This is a genomic window from Streptomyces macrolidinus (assembly GCF_023887685.1).
Lineage (GTDB): Bacteria > Actinomycetota > Actinomycetes > Streptomycetales > Streptomycetaceae > Streptomyces > Streptomyces macrolidinus.
Genome location: NZ_JAMWMR010000001.1, coordinates 367,599 through 384,003 on the forward strand (window position 1 = coordinate 367,599; position 16,405 = coordinate 384,003).

The 16,405-nt window shown below is 72.3% G+C and carries 13 protein-coding genes; 11 read left to right on the plus strand and 2 right to left on the minus strand.

The genetic code is table 11. From position 1 onward, the window contains the following. The first annotated feature begins 41 nt into the window (after positions 1–41). From NGF19_RS01725 to NGF19_RS01740, 4 genes are all read left to right on the plus strand, one after another. The gene (locus NGF19_RS01725; protein ID WP_252421599.1) at positions 42–1,916 is read left to right on the plus strand and encodes an AMP-dependent synthetase/ligase; all 1,875 of its coding nucleotides are present in this window, start codon (positions 42–44) and stop codon (positions 1,914–1,916) included. A 249-nt stretch (positions 1,917–2,165) separates the two neighbouring features. Continuing rightward, positions 2,166–4,067, plus strand: coding sequence for a SpoIIE family protein phosphatase (locus NGF19_RS01730; protein ID WP_252421600.1), 1,902 nt, complete (start codon positions 2,166–2,168; stop codon positions 4,065–4,067). A 62-nt stretch (positions 4,068–4,129) separates the two neighbouring features. Continuing rightward, on the plus strand, positions 4,130–5,362 hold the full coding sequence (gene hemW, locus NGF19_RS01735) for a radical SAM family heme chaperone HemW (protein ID WP_252421602.1): 1,233 nt from the start codon (positions 4,130–4,132) through the stop codon (positions 5,360–5,362). A gap of 102 nt (positions 5,363–5,464) precedes the next feature. After that, positions 5,465–6,055, plus strand: coding sequence for a Uma2 family endonuclease (locus tag NGF19_RS01740; protein WP_252421604.1), 591 nt, complete (start codon positions 5,465–5,467; stop codon positions 6,053–6,055). Here the strand turns inward: NGF19_RS01740 and NGF19_RS01745 are convergent. Then, positions 6,033–6,842, minus strand: a complete 810-nt coding sequence (locus NGF19_RS01745; protein WP_252421605.1) for a DUF3097 domain-containing protein — start codon at positions 6,840–6,842, stop codon at positions 6,033–6,035. The genes NGF19_RS01740 and NGF19_RS01745 overlap by 23 nt on opposite strands. Before the next feature lie 46 nt (positions 6,843–6,888). Beyond that, complete coding sequence (locus tag NGF19_RS01750) at positions 6,889–7,623, minus strand: MBL fold metallo-hydrolase (RefSeq protein ID WP_252421607.1); 735 nt, start codon at positions 7,621–7,623, stop codon at positions 6,889–6,891. Between the two features lie 197 nt (positions 7,624–7,820). Between NGF19_RS01750 and hrcA the strand changes: the two genes are divergently transcribed. The 7 genes from hrcA to NGF19_RS01785 all read left to right on the plus strand — a co-directional run bounded on the left by hrcA (position 7,821) and on the right by NGF19_RS01785 (position 16,365). Then, entirely contained in the window at positions 7,821–8,840 is a 1,020-nt protein-coding gene (gene hrcA / locus NGF19_RS01755; RefSeq protein ID WP_252421609.1) for a heat-inducible transcriptional repressor HrcA, read from the plus strand. After that, positions 8,841–9,977, plus strand: coding sequence for a molecular chaperone DnaJ (gene dnaJ, locus NGF19_RS01760; protein ID WP_252421611.1), 1,137 nt, complete (start codon positions 8,841–8,843; stop codon positions 9,975–9,977). A gap of 159 nt (positions 9,978–10,136) precedes the next feature. Next, the gene (locus tag NGF19_RS01765; protein ID WP_252421613.1) at positions 10,137–11,246 is read left to right on the plus strand and encodes a nitronate monooxygenase; all 1,110 of its coding nucleotides are present in this window, start codon (positions 10,137–10,139) and stop codon (positions 11,244–11,246) included. Then, entirely contained in the window at positions 11,243–11,983 is a 741-nt protein-coding gene (locus NGF19_RS01770) for a 16S rRNA (uracil(1498)-N(3))-methyltransferase (protein ID WP_252421615.1), read from the plus strand. The genes NGF19_RS01765 and NGF19_RS01770 overlap by 4 nt, the downstream gene beginning before the upstream one ends. Before the next feature lie 21 nt (positions 11,984–12,004). Then, on the plus strand, positions 12,005–12,397 hold the full coding sequence (locus NGF19_RS01775) for a VOC family protein (RefSeq protein WP_252421617.1): 393 nt from the start codon (positions 12,005–12,007) through the stop codon (positions 12,395–12,397). 96 nt (positions 12,398–12,493) lie between these two features. Beyond that, positions 12,494–13,057: a hypothetical protein gene (locus NGF19_RS01780; protein WP_252421618.1), complete on the plus strand. Its 564-nt coding sequence runs from the start codon at positions 12,494–12,496 to the stop codon at positions 13,055–13,057. 101 nt (positions 13,058–13,158) lie between these two features. Beyond that, positions 13,159–16,365 (plus strand): S41 family peptidase, encoded by a 3,207-nt coding sequence (locus NGF19_RS01785; protein WP_252421619.1) that lies wholly within the window; start codon positions 13,159–13,161, stop codon positions 16,363–16,365. Positions 16,366–16,405 lie beyond the last annotated feature (40 nt).

Genomic DNA, 16,405 nt, shown 5'->3' on the forward strand with positions numbered 1-16,405 from the left:
ACTGAGCCGCCGTTCCACCGTCGCGGGCCCCGGAGGATGTCGTGAGCGACACACAGACCTTGATCGAGAACCGTCCGCCGTCCCTCGCGGCCCTCTTCCTGGAGCGTGTGGCGGCCACACCGGATACCGAGGCTTTCCGCTACCCCGTACCGCCCTCGTCCGGCCAGGGCCCGGACGACTGGAAGTCGCTGAGCTGGGCGCAGACCGCCGAGCGGGTCTACGCGATCGCGGCCGGGCTGATCGAGCTGGGGGTGCGGCCGGAGCAGCGGGTGGCGCTGGCCTCCTCGACGCGCGTCGAGTGGATCCTCGCCGACCTCGGCATCCTGTGCGCCGGTGCGGCCACGACGACGGTCTACCCGCAGACCAACGCCGACGAGTCCGCGTTCATCCTCGCCGACTCCGAGAGCAAGGTGCTGATCGCGGAGAACGCCGAGCAGCTCGCCAAGGCGGAGGAGAAGCGTGAGGAGCTGCCCGAGCTGGCCCATGTCGTGGTGATCGACCCCAAGGGCGTCGAGACCGACGACCGGGTGCTCACCCTCGCCGAGCTGGAGAAGCGCGGCGCCGCGTATCTGGCGTCGCACCCCGAGCTGATCAAGGAGCGGGTCGGCGCGATCACCAGAGACCAGCTCGCCACCCTGATCTACACCTCCGGCACCACCGGCCGCCCCAAGGGCGTGCGCCTGCCGCACGACAACTGGTCGTACATGGCCAAGGCGATCGCCGCGAGCGGCCTGCTCGGCCCCGACGACGTGCAGTACCTGTGGCTGCCGCTGTCGCACGTCTTCGGCAAGGTCCTCACCTCCGGTCAGATCGAGATCGGGCATGTCACCGCCGTCGACGGCCGTGTCGACAAGATCATCGAGAATCTGCCGGTCGTCCAGCCGACGTACATGGCGGCCGTGCCGCGCATCTTCGAGAAGGTCTACAACGGGGTCGCGGCCAAGGCGCGGGCCGGTGGCGCCGCCAAGTACAAGATCTTCCAGTGGGCGGCGGGGGTCGCGCGCGAGTACGCGAAGGTCACGCAGGACAACTTCCGCCGCACCGGTGCCCGCTCCGCGCCCTTCGGCCTCGCCGCCCAGCACAAGGTCGCCGACGCACTGGTGTACGCCAAGATCCGCGAGGCCTTCGGCGGCAGGATGCGCGCCTGTATCTCCGGGTCCGCCGCCCTCGCGCCCGAGATCGGCTACTTCTTCTCCGGCGCCGGTATCCACATCATGGAGGGGTACGGACTCACGGAGTCCTCCGCCGCCTCCGTCGTGTACCTCGGTGAGGCCTATCGCACCGGCACCGTCGGCAAGCCGATGCCCGGCACCGAGGTGCGCATCGCGGACGACGGCGAGATCCTGCTGCGCGGCCCCGGCATCATGGAGGGCTACCACGGGCTGCCGGAGAAGACCGCCGAGGTGCTGGAGCCGGACGGCTGGTTCCACACCGGTGACATCGGCGAGCTCTCGCCCGACGGCTATCTGCGGATCACGGACCGCAAGAAGGACCTCATCAAGACGTCCGGCGGCAAGTACATCGCGCCCGCCGAGGTCGAGGGGCAGTTCAAGGCGGTGTGTCCGTACGTCTCCAACATCCTGGTGCACGGCGCCGACCGGAACTTCTGCACCGCGCTGATCGCGCTGGACGAGCCGTCCCTCATGGCATGGGCGAAGGGGAACGGCCTGGAGGGCAGGTCGTACGCGGACGTCGTCGCCGCGCCCGCCACGGTGGAGATGGTCGGGCAGTACATCGAGCAGCTCAACCAGGGCCTCCAACGCTGGCAGACCATCAAGAAGTTCCGCCTCCTGCCGCGCGACCTCGACGTGGAGCACGGCGAGGTGACCCCGAGCCTGAAGCTGAAGCGGCCCGTGGTGGAACGCGAGTACAAGCACCTGATCGACGAGATGTACGCGGGCACCCGCGAGGCGTGAGCCGCACGGTGTGACCACGGAGGCGGGATACCGGACTTGATCCTGGTATCCCGCCTCCGTGGGCGTGCTCACCCGCACGGTGATCACATTGCTCCCAACTGGCCCTCTTCTGTTCGTTCTTGATCACGCACACCCCCTGATTCGGGCCTCCAGCGCATCACTTCCATAACTCCGTGCATATAGACGCACCCGGTCTGTCAGCCTGTCTGCAACGACCGACCTTTCGTCCGATTGCTCGGGGAGCGGTAGATGGGGGCCATTCCGACGCAGTGGGAGACGGGGGCCCGCCCCGGTGATCCGGTGGCGCGGCGGCGTGCGGGACACGCGGCGTGGAGCGATGTGCGGACGACGCTGCCCGGCAGCCCTCTCGCCCCGGGATCCGCCCGTGCGTTGGCGCGTGCGGCGCTCATGGACTGGCGGGACCTCGGCCTGAGCGTTCCCGAACGGCTCGCCGACGACGTCCTGGTCGTCGTCAGTGAACTGGTCACCAACGCCGTGGTGCACGCGGGCACGGATGTCGAACTGGCCGTGCGGTTCGAGCCGGAGACCGGCGCGTGCGCCGTCGAGGTGTCCGATCAGCACCCCTCACGCGCCCCCCGCGCCCACGGCTCCGAGAGCCCGTACGAGCAGCCGGAGTACGGCCGGGGGCTGCGGCTCGTCGCCGCGCTCGCCGAGGAGTGGGGCGTCAGCTATCGCACGGGCGCCAAGACGGTGTGGGCGCGGCTGCCCGCCGAGGCCGCGCGGGAGGCGGACCCGTACGAGGCGGAGCCGGGCCCCGGGCTCGCGGAGATCCTCGCCCCCGAGGCCCAGCGGGCCGACCGCGACCGCGAGTGGCTGGGCCGCGGCGCGCTGTCCTTCCTCGCCGAGGCCTCCGACCTGCTCGCCGGACAGCTCGACGAGGACCTGGTCGCCGCGCTCACCGGGCAGTTGCTCGTGCCCCGGCTCGCCGACTGGTGCGCGGTGTGGCTGGAGGACGAGTCCACCGCCCGGTGGGGCTCCGGGGGAGGCCGGCACGACAGCACCGGAGCTGCGGGCCCGCGCCTCGCCCGTGTCTGGCACGGCAGCGAGAACCACATCGAGGAGCTGCGCCGGGTCCTGGAGAAGGACCCGCCGGGCGCCACCGAGGACCTGCGCTCCGGCCCGGTCCCCTATCCCTGGCCCGCGGAGGCCCTCGGCCCGCGCGCGACGGAGGGCGCCGCGCTCGCCTACCGGTTGATCGCCGGGGGCCGTCCGCTCGGCACGCTCGTCATCGGACGGGCCGGGCTGCCCCGCTTCCCCGACGAGATCACGGGGCTGGTGGAGGACCTGAGCCGCCGGGTCGCCCTCGGTATCGGCGCGGCCCGGCAGTACGCCCGCCAGGCCACCATCAGCGCGGTGCTCCAGCGCGGGCTGCTGCCCGGCGCGGTCGCCGAGATCCCCGGGGTGCGCAGCGCCCTCGTCTACGAGCCGTGCGTCAAGGGCGGCCCGAGCGGCGACTTCTACGACCTCTTCCCGACCGGCGACGGGCGCTGGTGCTTCGCGGTGGGCGACGTCCAGGGCAAGGGGGCGGAGGCCGCCGTCGTCATCGGGCTCGCCCGCCCCTGGCTGCGGCTGCTGGCCCGCGAGGGCTACGGCGTCGCCGATGTCCTGGACCGCCTCAACCAGCTCCTCCTCGACGACGCCACCGAGGCCGCCGACGCCGCCGCCCGCGTCCTGGCCGCCGCGGGCGGACGGCCCCCGGCCTCCGGTGACGCCCCGCAGAACCGCTTCCTCTCCCTGCTCTTCGGCGAACTCACCCTCATCGACGGCGGCCTGCGCTGCACCCTGGCCAGCGCCGGGCACCCGCTGCCGCTGGTCCTCACCCGGGACGGCGACGTCCGGACCGTCGCGCGCCCGCAGACCCTGCTCGGCGTGATCGAGGACGAGACATACGGCTGCGACACCTTCGAACTGGGCCGCGGCGACACTCTGCTGTGCGTCACGGACGGGGTGACCGAACGGCGCTGCGGCACCCGCCAGTTCGACGACGGCGACGGACTCGCCGCCGCCCTCGCCGACTGCGCGGGACTCGCCGCGGAACCGATCGCCGAGCGCATCCGGCGCCTGGTGCACGAGTTCGGCGAGCGACCGCCGGAGGACGACCTGGCCCTGCTGGTCCTCCAGGCCGTGTGACGGCGCGGTGACCGTGCGCGTGCGGGAGAGGGGCAACCGCGCGGGTGCTGGACAATGAAGGCATGCCTTCCGCACTTCCCGACGGCGAGCCCGTCCCCGCCGACGGCGCGCTGCCCGTGCAGGCGCTCGCCGGTGCCGCCGAGCGGCCCCTCGGGTTCTATCTGCACGTCCCGTACTGCGCCACCCGCTGCGGCTACTGCGACTTCAACACCTACACCGCCACCGAGCTGCGCGGCACGGGCGGTGTGCTCGCCTCCCGCGACAACTACGCCGAGACCCTCACCGACGAGGTCCGCCTCGCGCGCAAGGTCCTCGGCGACGACCCCCGCGAGGTCCGTACGGTCTTCGTCGGCGGCGGCACGCCCACGCTGCTGGCCGCGGCCGACCTCGTCCGCATGCTGAAGGCCATCCGCGACGAGTTCGGCCTCGCGGCCGACGCGGAGGTCACCACGGAGGCGAACCCCGAGTCCGTGGACGAGCGGTATCTGGCCACGCTCCGGGAGGGCGGCTTCAACCGGATCTCCTTCGGTATGCAGAGCGCGAAGCAGCATGTACTGAAGATCCTCGACCGCACCCACACCCCCGGCCGCCCCGAGGCCTGCGTGGCCGAGGCCCGCGCGGCGGGCTTCGCGCACGTCAACCTCGACCTGATCTACGGCACACCGGGGGAGTCGGACGACGACTGGCGGGCGTCCTTGGACGCCGCGCTGGGCGCGGGCCCCGACCACATCTCGGCGTACGCCCTGATCGTCGAGGACGGCACCCGGCTCGCGCACCGCATCCGCCGGGGCGAGATCCCGATGACGGACGACGACGTCCACGCGGACCGCTACCTGATCGCGGACGACGTGCTGACACGCGCGGGCTTCGACTGGTACGAGGTCTCCAACTGGGCCACCTCCGAGGCGGGCCGCTGTCTGCACAACGAGCTGTACTGGCGCGGCGCCGACTGGTGGGGCGCGGGACCGGGTGCCCACAGTCATGTGGGCGGGGTGCGCTGGTGGAACGTGAAGCACCCGGGCGCGTACGCGTCGGCCCTCGCGGCGGGCCGCTCGCCCGGTGCCGGCCGCGAGATCCTGTCGGACGAGGACCGCCGGGTGGAACGCGTCCTGCTGGAACTCCGGCTACGGGAGGGCGCACCACTGTCCCTGCTGAGGGAGGCGGGGTTGGCGGCTTCCCGCCGAGCCCTGGCGGAAGGGCTGCTGGAGGAGGGGCCGTACGCGGAGGGGCGGGCCGTTCTGACCTTGCGGGGGCGGCTGCTGGCGGATGCGGTGGTGCGGGATCTGGTGGACTGATCACTCCGGCGGGTGAATCGGTGCGGAATGGGGGTTCGGTCCCTAACCTTGTTCGTACGCTGCTGCCGTAATTGACGGTGGCAGAAACCGGAGGCTGCGGAGATGACCGCTGTGATGGACCGACCGATGACCACCGACGTCGTGGAGTTCTTCGAGAACCTCGAGGTTCCCGAGGGATACAAGGCCGAGCTCCTGCGGGGGGAAATCGTGATGATGGCGTCGCCGGACCTGGTGCACAACGACATCGTTGAGGCGGTTCTCGACCAGTTCCCGCGACGGGAATGGAGGCGCCTTCAGGTACAGGCAGTCGCAATCCTGCAAGAGACGAGTGAACCCTTGCCGGACCTCGTGCTGGTCGAGCGCGGGGTCGGGCCACGCAGCGGGCAGCTCATGCCGTCCGAGGTAGTCACCATGCTCGTCGAAGTCGTGTCCAAGACCAGCGTCGAACGGGACTACAGCATCAAGCGTTCGATCTACGCAGCAGGCAAGATCCCCGCTTATCTGATCATCGATCCCATCATGGCCCACTGTGTCCTGCTCACCGAGCCGACAGGCGCCGGCGGAGAAGCGGACTACGAGGTGCAGCGGGTGACCAAGTTCGGCGATTCGGTGCCACTGGAGACGCTCGGCATCAAACTGGACACCAGCGAGTTCGAAACCTACCCGGCCGTCAAGCCGCACAACCGACCGTGACGAAGTCGATCAACTCCTCCACCCTGCCCAGCAGTTCAGGCTCCAGATCCTTGTAGGACCGCACCCGCGACAAGATCCCCTGCCAGGCCGCCCCCGTGTTCTCCGGCCAGCCCAGCGCGCGGCACACCCCTGTCTTCCAGTCCTGGCCGTGCGGGATCCGGGGCCACCCCTCGATGCCCAGGGACGCCGGCTTCACCGCCTCCCAGATGTCGATGTACGGGTGGCCGACCACCAGCGCGTGTTCGCTGGTCACCGACTGCGCGATACGCCACTCCTTGGTGCCGGGGACCAAGTGGTCCACCAGGACGCCGAGGCGGGCGTCCGGGCCGGGGGAGAAGGACGCGACGATCGACGGCAGGTCGTCCACGCCCTCCAGGTACTCCACCACCACGCCCTCGATGCGCAGGTCGTCGCCCCACACCTTCTCGACCAGCTCCGCGTCGTGGCGGCCCTCCACGTAGATGCGCCCGGCGCGGGCCACACGCGCGCGGGCGCCGGGGACGGCCACCGAACCCGACGCCGTACGGGTCGCGCGCGCCGGCGCCTGCGCGGGGCGCACCAGTGTCACCACCCGCCCCTCCAGCAGGAACCCCCGCGGCTCCAGCGGGAACACCCGGTGCTTGCCGAAGCGGTCCTCCAGGGTGACCGTGCCCGCCTCGCAGCGGATCACCGCGCCGCAGAAGCCCGTACGCGGCTCCTCGACCACCAGACCGGGGTCCGCGGGGACCTCCGGTGCGGGCCGGGGCTTCTTCCAGGGCGGGGTCAGATCGGGTGAGTACGCGCGCATTCGGATGACGATAGGAGAAGCGGGGGTGTGATGGGCGTACGACCGGCTACGACACGCCGAAACGGGCCGCCAGTTCGTCCCGCTGGGAGCGGACGAACCCGGCGTCCACCACCGCGCCGTGCCCCGGAACGTACAGCGCGTCCTCGCCGCCCAGCGCCAGCAGCCGGTCCAGGGCCGCCGGCCACCGCGAGGTCACCGCGTCCGGGCCCGCCTGCGGTTCACCGGACTCCTCCACCAGGTCCCCGCAGAACACCACCCGGGGGCTCCCGGGGACGAGGACGGCCAGGTCATGGGCCGTGTGCCCCGGCCCCACGGTCGCCAGCAGCACCTCCACCCCGCCCAGCTCCAGCGTCCGTTCGCCCGCGACCTCGTGGTCCGGACGCACCAGCGCCTCCGCGGCCTCGGCCGCCTCCTCCGGGGTCAGACCGTGGCGTACCGCGTCCGCGCGCAGCTCCTCGCGCCCGCGGGCGAGCAGTGCGGTGAGGCCCGCCGCCCCGAACACCTCCGCGTCCGCGCAGGCCGCGGCCCCGAAGACATGGTCGAAGTGGGGGTGGGTGAGGGCGAGATGTGTCACACGCCGTCCCGCGCCCAGGGGCGCGAGCAGCCGCCGCGCCTCGGCGCGCAACCGCGCGCCCTCGGCCAGGCTCGCCCCCGGATCGATCAGGAGCGCCCCGTGCGCACCGACCACAAGACCGGCCGTACAGTCCCAGACCGGAAGCCGTACGCGCCCCGCGCGCGGACCGAGCGCCTCCCACCCGGACTCTTCCCACAACACCGTCATACGGCGACGCTATCGGCGGAGGCGGCCCGGCGGGACCGGCGGGACAGCACCGGACAGGTCGGTACACGTCGGTACGGAGGCAGGGCCCACCCTTGCCGGGGGCGTACCCGACGGCCGTACACTGGGCCGGGGATGCTGGCACTCGCACGGACCGAGTGCCAGGAACGTCAACGGGGCGAAGAGCTGGAGGTGCGCGGATGCTGAGTGAACGCAGGCTGGAAGTGCTGCGCGCCATCGTCCAGGACTACGTCGGCACCGAGGAGCCGGTGGGCTCCAAGGCGCTCACCGAGCGGCACAAGCTCGGCGTCTCCCCGGCCACGGTCCGCAACGACATGGCCGCGCTGGAGGACGAGGGCTACATCGCCCAGCCGCACACCAGCGCCGGACGCATCCCCACGGACAAGGGCTACCGCCTCTTCGTCGACAGACTGGCGGGCGTCAAGCCGATGACCGCCCCCGAGCGCCGGGCGATCCAGAACTTCCTGGAGTGCTCGGTGGACCTCGACGACGTCGTCGCGCGTACGGTTCGGCTGCTCGCGCAGCTCACCCGGCAGGTCGCCGTCGTGCAGTACCCCTCGCTGACCCGCTCGACGGTGCGGCATGTGGAGCTGCTGTCGATGGCGCCCGCGCGGGTGATGCTCGTGCTGATCACGGACACCGGACGGGTCGAGCAGCGCATGATCGACTGCCCCGCCCCGTTCGGCGAGACCGCCCTCGCGGATCTGCGCGCCCGGCTCAACAGCCGGGTCGCCGGACGCCGTTTCACGGACGTCCCGCAACTGGTGCAGGACCTCCCGGAAGCCTTCGAGGAGGCCGAGGACCGCGGTACGGTCACGACGGTGCTCTCCACGCTGCTGGAAACGCTCGTGGAGGAGACCGAGGAACGGCTCATGATCGGCGGCACCGCCAATCTCACCCGCTTCGGGCATGACTTCCCTCTCACCATCCGGCCCGTGCTGGAGGCGCTGGAGGAGCAGGTCGTGCTCCTCAAGTTGCTGGGTGAGGCGAAGGATCCGGCCATGCGGGTGCGTATCGGTCATGAGAACGCGCACGAAGGACTCAGCTCCACGTCCGTGGTCTCCGTGGGCTACGGTTCGGGCGGCGAGGCAGTAGCGAAACTCGGCGTGGTCGGCCCGACCCGCATGGATTACCCGGGAACGATGGGAGCGGTACGAGCGGTGGCACGGTACGTAGGACAGATCCTGGCGGAGTCGTAAGTGGCCACGGACTACTACGCCGTACTCGGCGTGCGCCGCGACGCGTCGCAGGATGAGATCAAGAAGGCGTTCCGTCGGCTCGCGCGCGAGCTGCACCCGGACGTCAATCCCGATCCGAAGACGCAGGAGCGGTTCAAGGAGATCAACGCCGCCTACGAGGTGCTCTCGGACCCGCAGAAGAAGCAGGTCTACGACCTCGGCGGCGACCCGCTGTCCCAGTCCGGCGGCGCCGGCGCGGGCGGCTTCGGCGCGGGCGGCTTCGGCAACTTCTCCGACATCATGGACGCGTTCTTCGGCACGGCGTCGCAGCGCGGACCGCGCTCGCGCACCCGCCGCGGCCAGGACGCCATGATCCGGCTCGAGATCGATCTCGACGAGGCCACCTTCGGCACGACCAAGGACATCCAGGTCGACACGGCCGTCGTCTGCACCACGTGCAGCGGCGAGGGTGCCGCGCCCGGCACGTCCGCGCAGACCTGTGACATGTGCCGTGGCCGCGGCGAGGTCTCCCAGGTCACCCGGTCCTTCCTGGGCCAGGTCATGACCTCCCGGCCCTGCCCCCAGTGCCAGGGCTTCGGCACGGTCGTGCCCAACCCCTGCCCGGAGTGCGCGGGCGACGGACGGGTGCGCTCCCGCAGGACGCTCACCGTCAAGATCCCGGCCGGTGTCGACAACGGCACGCGGATCCAGCTCGCGGGCGAGGGCGAGGTCGGCCCCGGCGGCGGCCCCGCGGGCGACCTGTACGTCGAGGTCCACGAACTGCCGCACGCGGTCTTCCAGCGCCGCGGCGACGACCTGCACTGCACGGTCACGCTCCCGATGACGGCGGCGGCCCTCGGCACGAAGGTCCCGCTGGAGACGCTGGACGGCATGGAGGAGGTCGACATCCGGCCCGGCACGCAGTCCGGGCAGTCGATCCCGCTGCACGACCGCGGCGTCACGCATCTGCGCGGCGGCGGCCGGGGCGATCTGATCGTCCATGTCGAGGTGCAGACCCCGGGCAAGCTGGACGCCGAGCAGGAGCGACTCCTGCGCGAGCTGGCCAAGCTGCGCGGCGAGGAACGGCCGCAGGGGCAGTTCCAGCCGGGGCAGCAGGGGCTGTTCTCGCGCCTGAAGGACGCGTTCAACGGGCGCTGACGTGAAGCGCTGACGTGAAGGGGGCGCCCGCCCGCCGGGTGCCCCCGACCCGTACCGCCCCGCTCCGGGCCTGCGTGCGCTCCCGTATCGCCCCATCCCTGACACATGCCGCGCAAGCCCGGATTCGGACCTGATAGCGGGGCATGACACCATGCGGTCATGTCCTCCGCGCTGACCGATCTGCTTCGGTATCCGATCGTGCAGGCTCCCATGGCGGGCGGCGTCTCCGTGCCCCAGCTCGCCGCCGCCGTGTCCGAGGCGGGCGGCCTGGGGTTCCTCGCCGCCGGGTACAAGACCGCCGACGGCATGTACCAGGAGATCAAGCAACTCCGCGCGCTCACGGGCCGCCCCTTCGGAGTGAACCTGTTCCTGCCGCAGCCCGAGCTGCCGGGCGCGGGCACCAACGCGGCCGGCACCGCGCCGTCGTGCGCCGCCGTCGAGATGTACGCGCATCAACTCGCCGACGAGGCCGCCTGGTACGAGACCGGACTGGGCGACCCCGACAGCGGCCGGGACGACGCCTACGACGCCAAGCTCGCCGTACTGCTCGACAACCCGGTGCCGGTGGTCTCCTTCCACTTCGGCACCCCCGCCCCGAAGGTCCTGGACGCGCTGCGCCGCGCGGGCACCTTCACCCTGGTCACCGCGACCACCGTGGAGGAGGCCCTCGCCGTGCAGGAGGCGGGCGCCGACGCGGTGATCGTGCAGGGCGTCGAGGCCGGCGGCCACCAGGGCACCCATCGCGACAACCCCGAGAACGACGGCGCGGGCCTCGGGCTGCTCACCCTGCTCGCCCAGGTCCGCGAGGCCGTACGGCTCCCGATCGTGGCGGCCGGGGGCCTCATGCGCGGCAGCCAGATCGCCGCGGTGCTCGCGGCGGGCGCGAGCGCGGCCCAGCTCGGCACGGCGTTCCTGATCACGCCCGAGTCCGGCGCCGCCGCACCGTACAAGCAGGCGCTGACCGACCCCCGGTTCGCTCGTACGGAGTTGACGCGCGCGTTCTCCGGGCGCCCGGCGCGCGGTCTGGTCAACCGCTTCCTGCGTGAGCACGGCCCGTACGCGCCCGCCGCCTACCCCGAGGTCCACCACCTCACCTCGCCGCTGCGCAAGGCCGCCGCCAAGGCGGGCGACCCGCAGGGCATGGCGCTGTGGGCGGGGCAGGGCCACCGGATGGCCCGCGAACTGCCCGCCGGGGAACTGGTGGCGGTGCTGGCGGCGGAACTCCAGGCGGCCAGGGCCGAGTCGGCGACGGAAGAGGTGAACCGATGACCGCTCCCGTGTTCATCGTGGACCAGATCGAGGGCATCGGGCCGGAGTTCGTGCTCGACGGACCCGAGGGGCGGCACGCCGTCTCGGTGAAGCGGCTGCGGCCCGGCGAGGACGTGGTCCTCACCGACGGGCGCGGGCGGTGGATCGAGGGCGTGGTCAAGGCCGCCGAGGGCAAGGACCGGCTGGTGGTCACGGAGCTGGACTCCCTGTGCGAGGAGCCGCCCGCGGCCCCGCGGATCACCGTCGTCCAGGCCCTGCCCAAGGGCGACCGGGGCGAGTTGGCCGTGGAGACCATGACCGAGGTGGGGGTGGACGCGATCGTCCCCTGGGCGGCCTCGCGGTGCATCACGCAGTGGAAGGGCGAGCGCGGGGTGAAGGCGCTCGGCAAGTGGCGGGCCACCGCCCGCGAGGCGGGCAAGCAGTCCCGCCGCGTGCGCTTCCCGGAGGTCGCGGACGCGGCGACCACCCGGCAGGTTGCCGCACTTCTCGGCCAAGTGGACTTCGCAGCGGTCCTGCACGAGAGCGGGGAGGAGCCCCTGGCGACCGTACAACTCCCCACCGAGGGCGAGATCGTGCTGGTCGTCGGGCCCGAAGGAGGCGTCTCCCCCGAGGAGTTGGCGCTGTTCGAGGAGGCGGGCGCGCGGGCGTTCCGGCTGGGGCGTAGCGTGTTGCGCACCTCGACCGCCGGTACCGCGGCGGCAGCGCTGCTGCTGGGCCGCACGGGCCGCTGGTCCTGACACACCCCAGGGGGTCCCGGTATGGAACTCGCCCAAGTGCGGCTGCTCGTCTCGGACTTCGCCGCCTGCTACCGGTTCTACGCCGATGTCCTCGGCCTCAAGCCCCAGTCCGGGAAGGTGGACGGCCCGTACGAGAAGTTCAGCCCTGTCACCGGCTCGGCGGGTGTCGCGCTCCAGGACCGGGCCATGATGGCGCGGGTCCTGGGCGAGGTGGGCGACGAGGCGACCGGGCACCGCTCGCTGGTGGTCCTGCGCGTGGACGACCTCGACGCGTACTGCGCGCGGATCACCGCCCGGGGCGGCACGCTTCTGCACGGTCCGGCCCCAATGACGGAGCGGATGCGCGTCGCGCATCTCAAGGACCCCGAGGGCAATCTGGTGGAGCTTCAGCAGTGGCTGCTGCTGCGTGACTGACGGCTTGCAGGGGGGCGGTCGGCGGGGGCGCACGCGGGCGCGTGAGTGTCCGTATGCGCTCTACCGTCGCGGGCGGGACAGTGGGAAGCTGCCCCTATGCGTGCATTGAGGCGGATTCCACGGCCGTCCGGACGGCGGTTCGCGGCGGTCACCGGGATCGTGGTGGTCGCCGTGGCCGGAGTCGTCGCATGCGAGCCCACCGACCTGAGTTCCACGGCGGTGGCGTACACGACCAGTCAGACCTCGACCCGGAAGCTGGAACAGCAGCATGTGAAGGTGCGCTGGCTGACCTGCACCGGCAGCTATGGCGACAAGGCCGGTTCCGCCACGTCCGGCAAGGCGTCCTCGACCACGAACACGGTCGTCGCCGTCGACTGCAAGGGCCAGACGGACGACGGCAAGGACATCACCGTCAAGGGCCGGGTCACCCGCGCCGTCGACGGCAGGTGTGTCCGCGGCGACCTCAGGGCCACGGTCGGCGGCAAGCAGGTGTTCCACGTCGAGGGCCTCGGCAACTGCGACGCGCCCGGCGCGCCGTCGTACACCCCGCCCGCCTCGTACCAGCCGACCGTCCCCGGACAGCCCGGCCCCACCGTCACGGTGACCCGGACCATCTGGTGCCAGCGCGACCCGAGTTGCTGGCCTGTCCAGGGCAAGTGACGGGAACAGGGCGCAAGTACGGACAAGAGCGGGGGCAAGAGTGGGGACAAGAGCGGGGAAATCGCCTGTCAGGTAGGGCGGTTGATGCTTAGGGTGGCCTGGTGACTCAGTCCGCATCGCGCGCGTATCTCCGGTTCCCGCACCTGCACGGCGAGTTGGTCGCCTTCACCGCCGAGGACGACGTCTGGATCGCCCCGCTCGACGGCGGCCGAGCCTGGCGGGTCAGCGCCGACAACATGCCCGTCGACCATCCCCGGATATCCCCCGACGGGGCGACCGTCGCCTGGACGTCCACCCGTGACGGCGCCCCCGAGGTCCACACGGCCCCGGTCGACGGCGGCCCCGCCACCCGCCTGACCCACTGGGGCAGCGCGAAGACCCAGGTACGCGGCTGGACCCCCGAAGGCCGGGTGCTCGCCCTCAGCACGGCCGGCCAGGCCTCGCTGCGCCGCACCTGGGCCCGCGCCGTGCCGCTCGACGGCGGCCCCGCGACCACCCTGCCCTACGGCCCCGTCGGTGACATCGCCTACGGACCGGCCACCGTGCTGCTGTCCGCGACCATGGGCCGCGAGGCCGCCCGCTGGAAGCGCTACCGGGGCGGCACCGCGGGCAAGCTGTGGATCGACCCCACGGGCGAGGGGGAGTTCGTACGGCTCCACGAGGACCTCGACGGCAACATCGAGTACCCGATGTGGGTCGGTGACCGCCTCGCCTTCCTCTCCGACCACGAGGGCGTCGGCGCCCTGTACTCGTCGTCGGCCGACGGATCGGACCTGCGCCGCCACACCCCGCTCGGCGGCTTCTACGCCCGGCACGCCGCCACCGACGGCACCCGGGTCGTGTACTCCTCGGCCGGTGAACTCCGGCTCCTGGACGACCTCGACGGGGCCGAGCCCCGCACGCTGGACATCCGGCTCGGCGGCCAGCGCGTCGACCAGCAGCCGTATCCCGTCAGCGCCTCCCGCTGGTTCGGGGCCGCCTCGCCCGACCACACCGGGCGCGGCAGCGCGGTCGCCGTGCGCGGCGCCGTCCACTGGGTCACCCACCGCTCGGGCCCCGCCCGCGCGCTCGCCGCCGACCACGGCGTACGCACCCGGCTGCCGCACACCTTCCGCGTGGACGGCGAGGAGTGGGTGGTGTGGGTGACGGACGCGGAGGGCGACGACGCGTTGGAGTTCGCGCCCGCCACCGGACCGGCACTCGGCGCGGAGCCGCGGCGGCTCGCGGCCGGGCGGCTCGGGCGGGTCCTCGCGCTCACGGTCTCGCCCGACGGCAGCCGCGTCGCGGTCGCCGCGCACGACGGGCGGGTGCTGCTCGTCGAGCGGGACAGCGGCGAGGTGCGCGAGGTCGACCGCGGGGAGCAAGGCGAGGCCACCGGACTGGTCTTCGCGCCGGACTCGGCCTGGCTGGCCTGGTCGCACGCCGGTCCGGGCGCTCTGCGGCAGCTCAAGCTCGCCGATATGACCGACCTGTCGGTGACGGAGGCGACACCGCTTCGCTTCCGGGACTACGCGCCCGCGTTCACCCTGGACGGCAAGCACCTGGCGTTCCTCTCGGCGCGCTCCTTCGACCCGGTCTACGACGAGCACGTCTTCGACCTGGCGTTCGTGGGCGGCTCCCGGCCGTATCTGATGACGCTCGCCGCGACCACCCCGTCCCCCTTCGGACCGCAGCGGCACGGCCGCCCCTTCGAAGCGCCCGAGAAGGACGAGACGCCCGACAGCGAGGGCGCCCCCACGACCCGGATCGACCTGGAGCGGCTCGCCGACCGCATCGTGCCGTTCCCGGTGGAGGCGGCGCGCTACTCCGGGCTGCGGGCCGCGAAGGACGGCGTCCTGTGGCTGCGGCATCCGGTGCAGGGCGTGCTCGGCGCCTCGCGCGCCACCCCCGACGACCCCGACCCCAAGTCGGAGCTGGAGCGCTACGACCTGCTCCAGCGGCGCGTGGAGCATCTGGCGTCGGACGCCGACCGCTTCGAGGTCAGCGGCGACGGCAAGCGGGTCCTGCTGTGGACCGGCGGCCAGCTCAAGGTCGTCCCGAGCGACCGCAGCGCTCCGAACGACGACAGCAGCGACGCGAACATCACCGTCGACCTCTCGCGGGTCCGGCAGACCGTCGACCCGGCCGCCGAGTGGCGGCAGATGTACGACGAGACCGGCCGCCTCATGCGGGACAACTTCTGGCGGCCCGACCTGGGCGGCGTCGACTGGCAGGGCGTCCTCGACCGGTACCGGCCGGTCCTGGACCGGATCGCCACCCATGACGACCTGGTCGACCTCCTGTGGGAGGTGCAGGGCGAACTGGGCACGTCCCACGCGTATGTCTCCTCGGGCGGCTACGGTCCGGGCGCCGACCGCCGCCAGGGCCTGCTCGGAGCCGACATCTCCCGCCACGAGGACGGGAGTTGGCGCATCGACCGGGTCCTGCCCTCGGAGACCTCCGACCCCGGCGCCCACGCGCCGCTGGCCGCGCCCGGCGTTGCCGTCCGGGCCGGGGACGCGATCCTCGCGGTCGGCGGGCACCCCGTGGACCCGGTGACCGGCCCCGGACCGCTGCTGGTCGGAACGGCGGGCAAGCCGGTCGAGCTGACGATCTCCCCGGCCGGCGGCGGTGACGCGCGCTACGCCGTCGTGGTCCCGATCGCCGACGAGGAGCCGCTCCGCTACCACGCGTGGGTCGCGGACCGGCGGGCGTATGTGCACGAGCGGTCCGGCGGGCGGCTCGGCTATCTGCACGTACCGGACATGCAGGCCCCCGGTTGGGCCCAGATCCACCGTGACCTGCGCGTGGAGGTCGCCCGGGACGGGCTGGTCGTGGACGTCCGCGAGAACCGGGGCGGGCACACCTCCCAGTTGGTCGTGGAGAAGCTGGCGCGGCGGATCGTGGGATGGGACCTGCCGCGCGGCCGACGCCCCTACAGCTACCCCGAGGACGCCCCGCGCGGGCCGGTCGTCGCCGTCGCCGACGAGTTCTCCGGCTCGGACGGCGACATCGTGAACGCGGTCATCAAGACGCTCGGCATCGGACCGGTGGTGGGGACGCGCACCTGGGGCGGTGTCATCGGGATCGACAGCAAGTACCGGCTGGTCGACGGAACGCTGGTGACCCAGCCGAAGTTCGCGTTCTGGCTGGAGGGCCACGGCTGGGGCGTGGAGAACCACGGAGTCGATCCGGACGTGGAGGTCGTCCAGCGCCCGCAGGACCACGCGGCCGGACGCGACGCGCAACTGGAGGAGGCCGTACGGATCGCGCTGGCCGAGTTGGAGGAGCACCCGGCGAAGCGGCCCCCGCAGCTGCCGCCGCTGTGACGGGCCGTACCCCGGCCTCCGTCCGACCGATACCATGCCG